General features: G+C 31.8%; 9 protein-coding genes. 3 read left to right on the top strand and 6 right to left on the bottom strand.

The annotated features are described in order from the left end of the window. The first annotated feature begins 389 nt into the window (after positions 1–389). Together JHL18_RS10975 and JHL18_RS10970 are read left to right on the top strand one after the other, a co-directional pair. A complete protein-coding gene (locus JHL18_RS10975; RefSeq protein WP_200269062.1) occupies positions 390–1304 on the top strand; it encodes an ABC transporter ATP-binding protein in 915 nt (304 codons plus the stop codon). Beyond that, entirely contained in the window at positions 1304–2128 is an 825-nt protein-coding gene (locus tag JHL18_RS10970) for an ABC transporter permease (RefSeq protein WP_200269060.1), read from the top strand. Before JHL18_RS10975 ends, JHL18_RS10970 begins: the two co-directional genes overlap by 1 nt. Positions 2129–2231: 103 nt before the next feature. Here the strand turns inward: JHL18_RS10970 and fabF are convergent, their stop codons facing one another. Continuing rightward, a complete protein-coding gene (gene fabF, locus JHL18_RS10965) occupies positions 2232–3467 on the bottom strand; it encodes a beta-ketoacyl-ACP synthase II (protein ID WP_200269058.1) in 1236 nt (411 codons plus the stop codon). Between the two features lie 393 nt (positions 3468–3860). Here fabF and JHL18_RS10960 point away from each other — a divergent pair, with 393 nt between their 5' ends. Continuing rightward, complete coding sequence (locus tag JHL18_RS10960; RefSeq protein WP_200269056.1) at positions 3861–4748, top strand: AraC family transcriptional regulator; 888 nt, start codon at positions 3861–3863, stop codon at positions 4746–4748. A 207-nt stretch (positions 4749–4955) separates the two neighbouring features. Here JHL18_RS10960 and JHL18_RS10955 read toward each other — a convergent pair whose 3' ends face one another. The 5 genes from JHL18_RS10955 to JHL18_RS10935 form a co-directional block, all read right to left on the bottom strand. Then, positions 4956–9518, bottom strand: coding sequence for a galactose-binding domain-containing protein (locus tag JHL18_RS10955; protein ID WP_200269054.1), 4563 nt, complete (start codon positions 9516–9518; stop codon positions 4956–4958). 700 nt (positions 9519–10218) lie between these two features. Next, entirely contained in the window at positions 10219–10842 is a 624-nt protein-coding gene (locus JHL18_RS10950; RefSeq protein ID WP_200269052.1) for a hypothetical protein, read from the bottom strand. Positions 10843–11089: 247 nt separating this feature from the next. Beyond that, a complete protein-coding gene (locus JHL18_RS10945; RefSeq protein ID WP_200269050.1) occupies positions 11090–11761 on the bottom strand; it encodes an HD domain-containing protein in 672 nt (223 codons plus the stop codon). Between the two features lie 129 nt (positions 11762–11890). After that, on the bottom strand, positions 11891–13117 hold the full coding sequence (locus JHL18_RS10940; RefSeq protein ID WP_200269048.1) for an MFS transporter: 1227 nt from the start codon (positions 13115–13117) through the stop codon (positions 11891–11893). Between the two features lie 124 nt (positions 13118–13241). Continuing rightward, positions 13242–14342, bottom strand: a complete 1101-nt coding sequence (locus JHL18_RS10935; protein WP_200269046.1) for a DNA alkylation repair protein — start codon at positions 14340–14342, stop codon at positions 13242–13244. Positions 14343–14953 lie beyond the last annotated feature (611 nt).

The raw sequence follows: 14953 nt of genomic DNA, 5'->3' as shown, positions 1-14953 counted from the left end.
GATTTTATAAAGTTAATTTAAGCAAAAAACTAATTTAGATCTCTTACTTCATTATTAGTACAATGTATTTTACACTTATCTATTCATTAAGATTATACTGGCAAAGCTTAAATAATAACAGTTTTTTATTCTTTAGATAATCATTTATGGATCATATGATTTTTTTCGTGTGCATATATTTTAAGTTATGTTTAAGAATATTATTTAAATTAAGTGGTTATAAAGCATCGGATGTCTGGCCACTTAATTTAAAACGATGCTTTAAAAGTGCCATATTTTAAGAAGATTTTAAAATTCTTTATAAAATCTTTAAAAAGGCTTTAGTATAAGTTTAAATTTAAGCTTTAATATATCCTCATGAAGAAAATTTAATCAGGAGGATATAAATTATGAGTAACATAATAGAAGTAAAAAATTTCACAAAAAAATATGGTGATTTTAAAGCAGTAGATGATATCTCCTTCGAGGTAGCAGAAGGTTCAATATTTGCTTTTCTTGGCCCAAACGGCGCCGGGAAGAGTACAACCATAAATACACTTTGTACAATTGTTGATAAAACTGACGGTGTTTTAAAAATAAACGGTTACGAAGTTTCTGATAATAAAAGCAAAGTAAGAAATAGTATCGGATTTGTTTTTCAAGATAGTACTTTGGACGGAAAGCTTACTGTTGAAGAAAACTTAAAGTTTCATTGTGAGTTTTACAATGTTCCTAAAAAGGACATAAAAAACAGGATTGATTTCGTTCTAGATTTAGTTGATTTAGTAGAATGGCGAAAAGCTCCAGTACAAAGTCTTTCAGGCGGTATGAAGCGAAGAGTTGAAATAGCTAGAGGACTTGTTCACTATCCTAAGGTCTTATTCTTAGATGAACCTACAACTGGACTTGATCCACAAACAAGAGCTAACATATGGGAATATATTTATAAGCTTCAAAAACAAAAAAATATAACTATATTCTTAACCACTCACTATATGGATGAAGCAGAAATCTGTGACAAGGTTGCAATAATGGATCATGGCAAGATAGTAGCCTTTGATACTCCGTATAATCTAAAAAAAGAATATACTTCCAATATAACTAAAATTAAAACTTCAAAAATCGCAGAACTTATTGAACATCTAAAGGACAATTCAATAGCTTATGCTTTTGATAATGATGTATTTACCATCCATTCTAACAAATTAGAAACTATTTTAGAAATGGCTTCAAGATTTAAAAATGAAATTATAGAGTTTGAAACAAAAAAAGGAACATTAAACGATGTTTTCTTAGCTATAACTGGGAAGGAGATTAGACTATAATGCGCGGAATGATTGCTATAATTCAAAGAAACCTAACTAATTTTACTAGAGATAAAATAAGATTATTCGCTTCAATTTTTATGTCAGGATTTTTCTTGTTTATATTCTCATTCGTAATGAAATCATCAACTACAGGAGTTGAACAACCTCTAAACTACCTTATTTCTGGAATAATAATAATGACTGTTTTTCAATCAGCTTTAAGTAATTCTACTAACATAATAGAAGATATATCTTTGGGCTTTATGAAAGAGATTATTGTCTCCCCTGTTGCAAGATGGCAGATTTCAATTGGACAAGTACTTTCTTCTGCAATAATAGCAGTGCTTCAAGGAATACTCGTAATTATCTTCGCACTATTTATGGGACTAAAAATTGATGTACTTCAATTTTTAGAAATGACAGGGGTTATGATTGCAGTTGGAGTAACCTTTGGGTCTATAGGGCTTTACTTAGCTTCAATTGCAAAAAATTCAGCTGCATTTCAAGTTATAATTACTTTATTTACAATGCCTCTAACTTTTTTATCTGGTGCATATATCCCAACTACTGTTATGCCTAAGATCTTACGTCCCCTTGTATACTTAAATCCACTTACTTATACAACTTCAATCTTTAGATATATAAGTTTAAAAATGGAAAACTTCTCAACGGACGGGTTAATTAAGGCCGGTGTTGCCTTTGATGTAAATGGTTTTATCATAAGACCTTACTTTGGTCTATTCATTATATTAGGTATGGGGTTAATTTTCTTTATACTTTGTGTAATTCAATTTAATAAAGCTGACTTCTCAAAAGTTAAAGTTTTTAATCCACATAAATAAAAAGAAGCGAATTTGTTCGCTTCTTTTTTGTCTGTTAGCGCCAATGACGCTATGGCAAGCACTGATTAGCACTAACAATCTTAATTGATTAACTTTCAATCAATTATTTATATGCTTTTAATACTAAAGTAGCATTATGTCCACCAAATCCAAAGGAATTAGTCAACGCATATTTAAGATCAACACTTATTCCTTCATTTGCAACATAATTTAAATCACATTCTGGATCAGGTGTATTTAGGTTCATAGTTGGAGGAGCAAATCCTTCTTTTAACGCTTCTGCAGTTATAATGGCCTCTACTGCTCCAGTAGCACCAAGTAAATGTCCAGTCATTGATTTAGTTGAACTAACTAAAAGTTTATAAGCATAATCACCAAAAACTGTTTTAATTGCTGAGGTCTCACACTTATCCCCAGCATTAGTAGATGTTCCATGGGCATTTATGTATCCAACTTCTTGTGGTGTTATGCCTGCATCCTTTATAGCTCTTGTCATACATCTTGCGGCACCTTCACCACCTTCTGAAGGTGAAGTTATATGATATGCATCGTTAGTACAGCCATACCCTACTACTTCAGCAATTATATCTGCGCCTCTATTTAATGCATGTTCAAGTTCTTCAAGTATTACAACACCTGCCCCTTCTCCTAACACAAATCCATCTCTTTCAATATCAAAAGGTCTGCTTGCAGAAGCTGGGTCATGATTAGTTGTCATTGCTTTACTAGAGCAAAAGCCTGCTAAAGTAAGTCCAGTTATAGGAGCTTCAGATCCTCCTGTTATCATAATATCTGCATCATCTCTTTGAATTGCTTTAAAAGCATCACCGATTGAATTTGTTGAAGTTGCACAAGCTGTTACGGTGCATTCGTTAAAACCTTTTGCTCCATATTTTATCGCAACAAGTCCTGATGCCATATTAGGTATCATCATAGGAACTAAAAACGGACTTACTCTGCTTGGTCCCTTTTCTAAAAATACATTATACTGAGCTAAGGTAGTTTCTATTCCACCAATACCCGTACCAATAATTACTCCCATTCTTTCCTTTTCGATTTTATCTAAGTCTATTTTAGAGTGTTCCATCGCCATTTTTGTTGCTGCAAGAGCAAACTGAGAAAATCTATCTGTTCTTTTTACTTCTTTTTTATCCATAAAATTGTTTGGATCGAAATCTTTTATCTCAGCCCCAACCTTTGTTGGCATTTCTGAAACATCTACCCTTTCAATCATATTTATTCCACTTTTTCCCGATTTAATTCCTTGCCAGAAACTATCAAGCCCTACTCCTACTGAAGTAACTACTCCCATACCAGTAATAACAACTCTTCTATTCATAAAAAACCTCCTGGGTTACTACATAAAATGTTAAACCTTTAATATATTTACTTTTCATATCTTAACTGATATAATAAATTGAACTTGCTATTATATAGATGAACCACTTCATATTAGAATTTATATTTTCAAATTCTCCTCTCAGAACCCAGAGGAGTTTTGAAAATAGATTTCGGATTGAAGTAGTTCATCTTTAGATGAACCACTTCGTAATAAAATTTATTATTTTTAAATTCTCTCACCAAAACCCGTGAGAGTTTTAAAAATAGATTTCGGATCGAAGTAGTTCATCTTTATCACCTTTTGTTATTATCTTAATAGATTCACTTTTGTTAAAATGAACAGATATTGCTTTTTGATATAGAAACTTATAAAGAAAAAAGGTGTTAAAGTATGAAAGATTTGAAAGAAGCTATTGTTTCTGCTATAGAATATATTGAAAAAAACCTTTATAAAAAAATCACCTTGGATGATCTGGCTGATTATACTGGAGTGTCAAAATATTATCTTCATAGAATTTTTAAATCTCTAACTGGAGAGTCAATTATAGATTATGCTCAAGGTAGAAAACTTACATCTAGTATTAATGAACTTTTAAATTCTAATATGAGAATTATAGATATAGCTCTAAATTACGGATTTGACTATGAGCAATCCTATATAAGAGCTTTTAAAAAGTTTTTCGGGCATACTCCTCTGAAACTTAGGTCAGATAAAGTATCCTTAAGTTTAATAATCAAAGAGAAGATTAATACAAATGACATTTTATCCTTTGAAAATTCTATCACCTATAATCCTCAGTTTGTATTTAAACAAAAATTTAATCTTATAGGAATAAAACATAAAATATTAAGTAAATCTGGTGATAGAACAGCTAATGCTTTTGGCCGTGACTTTTTTTATAATCAAAAAAGTAAAATCAGTAATATAGTAAATCCAGATATATATTTTGGTTATACTGATTGGAGTGAAAATGATAAAGGAATTATCTATTACATCCCAAGCACACAGGTAAACAGCTTAGATGCTATACCAGATGGAATGCTTGGGATTTCTGTTCCAAGTCATAAGTATGTGGTATTTAAATTCGTTGGATTTTTTAGACCAGACGATCTAAATGGAAGACATGTAGGCCGTATATTAGTGCAGATGTACTCAAGGTGGATATTTAAATCTGGTTATAAATTTGCTGATACTTTTAGGTTCGAATATATAGATAACTCCATGTCTAAGGATAACTACTGTGAATTATACGTATATCAACCTATTGAAGATATTTGATTTTTTAATATATGAATGTAGCCCTTCGTAATAAAACTTATTATTTTTAAATTGTCTCACCAGAAACCGTGAGATTTTTAAAAATAAATTTGGGTTCGAAGTAACTTATCTATATAAAAATAAATCTTATATTAAAAAAGCAAAATACCCTCGACCACAAAAATGGTCGAGGGCTTTATTATTAAATGAATTTTAGGTTATTTGAACTTATCTTATTTCTATATTTCTAATAGAATATCCCCATTGGGTTGCTGGATCCTTACAATAAATTCTTACATATTTAGCTGAAGTCTTAGTAAAAGTTGTATCAACAGTACTACCTAATCCATTAGTAATTGAAGCCACTGTTTTCCAATTACTTTCAATGGTTGGATCAGCAGTACATACTTGCAAATCATACCCCTTTGCGTATGCAGTATCCCAAAGAACTTTTACATCACTTACATCATAAGCACTAGCTAAATCTACATATACAAATTCAGGATGGTTATCCTTATTAGCAGCCCAATTCGAACTCCATCTACTAACCAAATCTGAATCAGTTACGTTTTGTGCACCTAATCCGTCTGCCTCATTTGAGGAAGATACAGCCTTTTTATTTAGTGCTAGATTATCTCCACTATTAACTGGTGTACTACTCTTTACTAATGAATTAATTGCGTTTGTTAATGTCTGTAAAGCTGCATCAATTGTATCCTGTGTAGCTTTTGTATCAGCATTAATATTCTTTGCATTATTTAAGGCATTAGTTAAAACTCCCCAGCTTTCACTTGTATAATCAGTTGATTTTAAAGAAATTGCTTCGTTTATCTTAGCTGAAAGTTGTGTTTTATTGGATGCACCAAATATCGATATATCCTTAATTGAATATCCCCATTGTGTTGCTGCACTTGTACAATATATTCTTACATATCTTGCCGCAGTTGAATTGAAGGCTGAATCTCTTATCCCACCAGCTCCATCAGTTATTGTTGCAACAGTTGACCAGCTACTTTCAAGCGCTGGACTCACAGAAGCTGTTTGAACTAAGTATCCTTTAGCGTATGCATCGCTCCAATTAACCTTAACATCACCAATAAAATAAGGCTGTCCTAAGTCAACATAAACATATTCAGGATGATTATCCTTATTAGCTGGCCAGTTTGAACTCCATCTGCTATCTAAACTTGTATCTGTAATATTTTGAGCTCCTAATCCATCTGCTTCATTTGAAGAGGATACTGCCACTTTTCCTGCCGCAATATTTGTATCTGTACCAGGAACTGCTGTCTTTTTAACAAGCCCTTGAACTGCATTTCTCAAATTATTAAGTGCTGTTATAACTTGATCATTAGTAGCAGCAGCATTGTCGTTAACACTCTTTGCATTAGCTAAAGCAGTATTAAATGTCTTCCAAGAATCTGCTGTATAGTCATTAACATTCAGTGTATTATCATAGTTCATCTCAGCTTTTAAAGCAGTTTTACTTACTGAATTTTTCACAAACGGATCTACTGAAACCATAGTTTTTGGTGCCACTGTGGTATATCCAACTTCACCTGAAGCATTTGCGAATTTAACAGTGATTGGACTGCTTGATGGATTCCACACTAATGCTGTATAAGATGTGCCATTTTTATATATTGATGCTCCTTCACCGTTTTGTGCCCATACATCATTAGTTCTTTGACCAAGTGTTGCCATGCTGTTTACAAACCAGTAAGTGTTATAAGCTTCTTTAGTCTGTACTTGTGCAGGGTTCCACTTATTAACTACTGCTTTAGGATCACTTAAAGCTTGGATTGGCCATGTTATATGCTTCCAATCTGGCTCAACATTGTTTGGATCCGGAGCTGCTCCTTTATTAGGGTCTGTACTCTTATTGTAATCATTTATTATATCATTTTTCATTCCTTCATAAAGTCCTGCTGCTTTAGCCTTATCTATACCATAGTTTGTCAAGTATTCTGAAGTTGGTAACCAGTGTATTCCATATACGTATACTGAATCTCCATTAAAGAAAGTTCCATAGAAATTAGTGCTGCCATAAGCTTGCCCTATTGTCTTATGTGTATAATCTGATATCCAGTTATCTCCATCATAATTAAACCAGTATTGCTCTATTGATCTTAGCTCTGTTGTGAATCCATATATACCAGCATCTCTATAGGTAGTATTTCCGCTAACTTTTCCCCATAAATATTGTCCTACCCATCCAAATAAAGATTCTCCAGCAGCTTCTTGATTGTTACCATCCCAGTTATCCGAATATCCACCTGCCCATGAATGACCTTCGTATGGATCGAAGTTTCTAAATTGAGGGAACATAGAATCAGTTCTTGATGGGTTTACATAATCTCTTATTAAGGTATCTACCATAGAACCATAATTTTTCAAGAAATCTTGGTCGTAAGTAGCAAGTACCGCTGATGCAAAAGTGAAGTATCCATAAGTAAAATGATGATCTGTAATTCCTGTATTTGCACCAAACTCACTATTCTTATATATTAAAGTTCCCCACTCTTTATTGTAATTAAAATAATAACCTTCAGTTTCCCCTGGAGTATAAGTATACCAATCAGTTAAAATAGTCTTTAATCTAGTTATAAACTTATTCTTGTATTCTGTTGCATTGATTTGATCAGCTATAAGAAGTCCCATTGCTAAAGGATGGAGATTTTTTCCTTCCCAATAAGCATCACCGGCCATATAGTTTGTTGTCTCTTTATCAAGATTAGCAAGGTATTTTAAAAGTTCAGTACGAGAATACTCAGAATTAAGAGGTTCTGTAAATTGAGGAACTATTCCATTAAACTTATCTACAGTATTAAAGGAATTTCCTTCATGTATCTTCAAGGTTCCTCTTACAGAAGGATAAGTTAAAGTAGTTTTTGAATCACTGCTAGCTTTCCATTGTGCTGGAAGCATGCTCATTAAAGTTGTATTTGCAAGATCTGTACGTTTTAAAGATACATTGTTAGTGAAAGTAGTAGTGACATTTGAGCTTACTCCATCATAGTGGTAGGTAGCCTTAGTATCAGTAACAAAGGCATAGCCATGTTTATAGAAATAGTTTAAGTCACCTGCACTCGGCATTGTAGCCATAGATAAGTAATTTTGGCCTCCACCTAACTGCATCTTGATTTTAGAACCAACTCTTTTAAATGTTGTTCCCTGTGGTGCAAATACTCCGTAATATCTTTTTATACTTTTAGGTGTTGGTGCACCGTCAACATTAGTAACTTCTATACCTATATGATCAGCTACAATATAGTCCTTATCGTTTGCAAGAACACTGTTTCCATTGTCATCAAATATTTTTGAAACTACAGTTGAATACAATTCAGCTGAATTTGGATCACTAAACTCTGTGAAGACATACGGTGATCCCTTAACAAAGGTAGTTTTCATCTTTGCTGTATCGTTATCACTTAGTACAACAGACGCCGAATAATCTCCATAACCGCTTATCTTACTGTTCATTTCTGGAGAATTTATATTGTTTGCCATCAAGAATAAATCAATATTTTTTTCAGTTTGTACAGTTCTGTCTTGAACCCAACCAGCGCTAGGTGTCAGTAATCCCAAACCTTCCTTTTGATACTTAGCCTTTAATGGTAATGTTATCAGAGCATCTCCAAGATTTTTTATAAGAATAGATTGCCACCAATCATTTGAAGGCAATGGAGAGGTTAAATTACTAGTCTTTTCGAAGGGTTCTTTTGGCTGTGGAAATAAAGTTTGATCACTTACATAGCTTCCACTTCCCACTGAAGTCACAGTAGATGCTGGTAAAGCTGGTATTGTATATACTGGCTTTGGATCACCTGTCACATAGTCATATACTCTAAATTCTCTTAATCCGAATTCATAAGTTGTGCCTCTTGTTATGCCATTCATCCTTACATATCTACCAGTAGCGTAAAGCGGAATATTTTCTTCTCCACCTCTTCCATTAAGAGTTCTATAAACCTTTTTCCAGTTTGTCGCATCATCTGATACTTCAATATCATATATTCTCGCAGGAGAATCCCAATTTAAAATTACTCTACCAATTGTATGAGGTGCACCTAAGTCTACATAAATCCACTGAGATTCATTAATAGGAGAACCCCATCGTGTATTAAGATCTCCATCTACTGCTTTTTTAGGATCTACTTCACCTGGCTTTATATACCAGTCCTCATGAATTCCTGATGCTACTACATTTTTATTAAGTGCTACGTTTTGCCCAAGTGGGGCTGCTGGTGGCTGATTCAGTCCGCCTGTACCAAAAACTTGAAATTCAAATATTGAATAACCGTAAGCAATAAGTGCTCTCTTTGTAAGATGTAATCTTACATACCTTCCTTTGCCAGTTACTTTAATATCTTCATTTCCACCAGATCCATTGACCTCATTATGAATTGGTTGCCAACTGCTTTCATCATCACAAACATCAATTGTAAAATCCTTGGCGTAAGCACCTTCCCAGTTAATCTTTACTTCAGTGATATTGGCTGATGCACCTAAGTCAACATATAACCATTGATCATCTTTTCCCCACTCTGATTCCCAACGTGAAGTTACATCACCATCTACCATCTTATCAGTAGTGCTTCCTCCATTAGATGACGATGCATATACTGTTCTATTTTGAGAAAGTAAATATGAACTTCCAGTATCTGCTGCCTTAGCAGTAGTATTGCTTATAACAGTTGTCTGAACTACACTAAAGGCCATACATAAAGCTGTAAAGTAAGATAAACTTTTTCGAAACTTTTTTCTACTCATACTTTTATGCTTAAACATTTCTCCACTCCTTTATAATAATTATTTCTTTGAATAGGTTTTCGTATTAATGTACCACTTGGTACTAAAATTAAGATTTCCAACTTCTCACCTCAGAATCCAGCGAAGTTTTGAAAATAAACTTTGGTTCGAACTTGTATATCTATAGGGTTCCAACTTCAACTATTAAGTTATGCATGCCACGAAAATCCTCAATAGCCACGATTTTCGAACATGCACAACTTAAGTTTTCGTAATGGAACCCTATATATAGCAGAAACTTGATTAAAGATAGACAACTTTAAAAATAGATTCAGGATTTAATAGCTTATCTTTATATATAAAAGCTCCAAAATTAAACTAACCTATATACACTCTATCCTCCTTATCATTTCAATTTCAAACCCCAATTAATAAATTAACGGAATATCAGAATCACTGTATCTATTATTTGTATAAATGTAAAATTATGCTATACATTGTAAATATTCGTATATTGTTATATATACTTTATAACTAAGTTTAACTTTTCATTAAAATATTTGTTTTTAATCTTTAGGTATTTGTATCATATTTTTATTTATAAGTGTAGCTTTTAAGATTATCCTCTTTGTTAATTAATACAGTTATATAATTATACGAAAAATAAAAGACATAGAACTATGTCTACGTCTTTACATCTATAAATTACTCTAAATTCATTTAATTTAACAGAAATTACTTAAAGCTTTTTCACTTTAAATATTTCACCTACACTAACAATTCGTATATTTAATACATCTGTTAACGATTTTAAATTTCTAAGATTACTTATAAATTTGGAATTATTTCTTTTAACAACTAACTCAACTACTTCAATAATATCTCTTTTTTCACTTAAACTTAATCTAAGGTCATGATTCATACACTCTTTATTTATATAAGTTAAAGTAGTCCAAAGCTGCTCTTCAGAGATCTTATTTACATCCATAATCACCCATGTAAAATCTTTTCTTCTACTATTCTCAGGATATGCTTCTTTAAAGAACTCTATAAAGTGATTTATTGGCTTTGGGTCCTTATCTACAACATACTTTCCAAGTTGTGATTTTAGATTGTTTTTTAAAAACATCATTGTGTTAGGTTTAATCTTTTCTTTTAATTCTTCTATTTTCCCATAAATATAGCTATATGTATCTTGAATCTTCTCTGCATTCACTTCTAGTTTTTTAAATATTCTAGTTATCTCAATATATTCAAGGATGTTCTTTTTTGAGTTTAGCTCCTTGTTATATAGTTTCTCCCATGCCTCAACTGCAGTTAATTGTTCTAGTTCTTCTTTTGTTAATGTGAAATTATTTTCCATATTTGCTCCTTAGACTTATTGTAATTACTTACATAATTTTATTCATGCACAGATATGCTTTTCTAAATTAAAGCATAATAATTCATACTTTATCTTAGTCTGTACATCTCTATTTATATATTGTAACACAAATTATCTGCAAAATTTCATATTTCAATCTTAAATAGCTAATACACTTAATGTATTTAAATTTTTTTATTCTATTACATCAAATTGGTACGTCAATTTAATACCATATAACAAGTGTTTATTTATTCGCAGTCAAGCCGCTGCTTCCTTTCAACTCGTACTCCAGCTCCGTTACAAAACTATTTATAAATTTTATCTTTTTAAGTAGTATTTCTTTTGCAGCAGGTGTTTGTAGCTTTTTGAGTTCCTCGTAACAATAAGTTACTTCATCTTCTTTTAACATTTTATAGAGTTCTTCAAAAAAATACGGAGTTTGTCTATCTAGCCTATTAGAAACCATGAAAATAGACATTGCTCCAAGTTCATCTAATAAATCTGCATCCTTAAGAATTGAGGAAACTAAATCATCATCTTTTACTCCCTTATTTGAATGATCTTTAATAATATTGATTAATCTTTTTTTATCTTCAATTAATTTAGCCACACTTGGATTAAGTTCTAACCATTTCTCTACGATTTCACCACTTTTTTCAGCATGACCACCTCTAGAATACACCTTGCCTAAATCATGTAAAATAGCTGCGACTTGAATTAGTTCTATATCTTCCGTAGACAACTCATTTTCATAATTATTTACTATTTCCATTGCTATGGAACATACCCTATAGCAGTGTAAAACAATATATCTAGAATTTCTTCTCCAAGGATGAGTAACTTCATATTCTACTACTTTGTCCTTCATAAATGTTTCTAAATAATTTTTTGCTTCTTCTATTAGGTTTATATTCATAAGTAATTTCTTGCTCCTTTTTCAATATAATTAAATCCAATCACTTTTCTTTAATTATAATACAAAAATGGAAATAAAAGTTCTAAAAACACAATTTCTTGCATCTCATAATCCCAAACATGATCTCTGCTATAAATTATTACTTTTTTTATGAAGTCCTTTCATAAGTAAATTTATTCTTTCTGAACCTAATAACATGGTCACTATATATATCAAAACAAAAAATGGCATAATACTAATAGATGTTCTAGCCGCTATAAATCCTAAAAGTGGTGGTAAGAATGTAGCTCCAATATAACCGCACGCCATTTGATATCCTATTATTTTTTGAGAATTTATTTTACCAAAGCGTACTGGAGTTTCATGAATCATGCATGGGAAGATAGGCGCAAACCCTAAACCAACTAGCATAAATCCAAAAAACGAGAGAATTTGCGGTAGTGGTAATATCAATAAAAAAATTCCTATTAATGATATTATTTGACCCATTCTAATTAAAGCTTTATTGCTTAACTTCATAGTAATAAATCCTGTAATAAACCTACCTACAGTAATCCCACCATAATATAAAGATACCCAACTAGCGGCAGTTACTGGTGAAAAACCCTTTGTGTTTACAAGAAAACTACTTCCCCATAATCCGATAGTTGATTCACCTGCACAGTAAAACAGAAACGCTGCTAATGCAAATTTTACTCCAGGTAGTGTTACTACCTTTCCATCTTCTGCATTATACTCTTGTTTTATTTCTATGTTAGATTCATTTTCATCAGCGTCGGTTTGACCATTAGCATTAATTCTCTCCTTGCCCACCTTGTCCCATAAAGGCAAAGTGAAGAAAAGTAATAATACCAATGAGAACTGTATAAAAGAAACTGTTCTATATCCATATCTCCACGAACTATTTCCTCCAATGTACCTCGACATGATAAGTGGCCCCAAAGTAGCACCTACACCCCAAAAGCAATGTAGCCAACTCATATGATGAGCTTTATAATGATTTGCAACATAATTATTTAATCCAGCATCTACTGATCCAGCTCCAAGTCCCAATGGAATTGCTAGAATTAAAAGCCATATGAATGATGACGAAAAAGAAAAACCTAATAATGCGATAGCTGTCATGAAACAACTAATTAAAGTTACCTTACCAGTTCCTAATTTTTCTAGAACAAAGCCGCTAGCTAAACTTGATAAAATTGTACCTCCAGCTATAGACATAGAAATAAGACCTGCAGACTGAAACTGTGCTCCTAGCTCAATATGCATAACTGGCCAAGCAACACCAAGCAAAGAATCAGGAAGTCCTAAACTAATGAAAGCAAAATAAATTATTATAAGAAAAAATGTAGCCAAAAGTTATATCCCCCTCTGTTTTTAAATATATTTATACCCTTCAATTAATACTACCACAAAATAACATATGTTATTACATTTAAAGGTAATTTTCTGAAACAGAAAATTACCCCCCCAGTAACATTTATAATACTATGATTTCTGTCTCAGCCACTTCAACACCATTTACTAAAAGTGAAATCTTATGTTTTCCGGGGTAGTGACGACGTGTAGTTAAATCAGCCCAGCTATGCTTTTTTGTGCCTCTTATAATTACCCCACCAGCTACAACCTTATCAGTTATTAAAAAAGCTTTACTCGAAACCTTCCCTCTCGACTTAACAAAATCTATACTGTACTCTATCCTTACCTTTGCATTTTGTCCTTCTTTTATATTTATTGAGTATGTAAGTTCACTTGTTTCACCTATAGTTACAGTCTTAGGCTCTATAATTATGGAAGAACTTTCAACAAGCTCTTGTTCATCATTGACCTTTGTATATCCAAACAGCTCCATTACTTCTGGAACTGCTTTCTTTATTAATGTTCTACATCCATGCCTAATAATCCAATCAGTATTGGAATTATCATTTTTCCAGCGCTTTACAGTTTCTATTACTAAAGTTGGATTATCCTTAGATATATCATTCAAGTTATTCGCTACGCTTTTTCTAACATACAAAGATGAATCTTTCTTTAATATTTCTAAAATTGATAACACAGAAGTTGGATCTTTCTTGAACATTGATAAAGCAATTCCCCACGGAAGCCTTGGTCTACAGCCTTCACTCGCCAATCTTCTTATATGTTCATTATCACTTTTAGCCCATATCTTCATCTGTGAAATCATTCTTTCAGGATATTTTATCAAAAAATGCCTTACCGCAAATTCTGATGAAGATCTTACAGTAAAACGTTCTAGTGCTTTAATAGATAAATCTAAATCTTCTTCGCCTTGTCCAAAAACCTCTACAAAATCCGGAAAAAATAGATATGGAAAGCCTACACATTCTTCATCTATTGAAAACATAATTTTAAGTGCTTCATTATAACTCCTTGGTAAACATCTACCAAGACTTTCTGCTATCCTTCGCATTCTTTGTTTTAAAGCAAGTTCATCCCAATTATCCTTTAACACTTCAGAAACGAAAATTTCTATATTGAAATCTAAATATGAATGCTTGACTTTTTCTCCAAAATTCTTTAAAAAACTTTCATTATATATATCCTTTAATGGTTCAGCCATAATACGTAATCCTTTCTTTTATACCGATGGTACTATTATACCGTCAATTACTATTTTCCTTCATGAATTTTTAATTTATTACCTAAAGTCTATTATAAACAACAAAACATGACAATGTTATGTCATGTTCTGTGATTATAAAATTTATTTTTTATACTTTATTCTTATTTTTCTCAGCTAACGACCAGGATTTCAAACTTAAAATCATTATAAATGAAACCAATAGAAAAGCTACTATATGCCCGTTATAGTCTTGGACTTTTTTAATAAAAATTGAATATAAATTTAAAAGCATTGCAATGAATTGTATTGATAGAATTATAATATGTAGAGGTCTTAATTTCATTTTTTCACCTTCATCATAGATATATTTTCGCTTTTACCGTTTAGAAAATGATATTTTTATTTAATTTTAACTGGTTACTTTAGCAGAGAATACTTTTATAATCTAAAAAAATTATTCCCAAATCACATTAATTATATTACTTAATAAATCTACACTCACATCATTTTTGTATTATTATGGAAATTTATTATTCACTTATTTTACAATAAATGGTATTATTGTATATGTACTTAATTTATTTACAGTTTTTTGACAAGTTAGGAGG

Source organism: Clostridium yunnanense, assembly GCF_016595795.1.
GTDB classification, from domain to species: Bacteria; Bacillota; Clostridia; order Clostridiales; family Clostridiaceae; genus Clostridium_AR; species Clostridium_AR yunnanense.
Note: the sequence above shows the minus strand (reverse complement) of the source record. Positions and strands in the feature narration are given on the sequence as shown.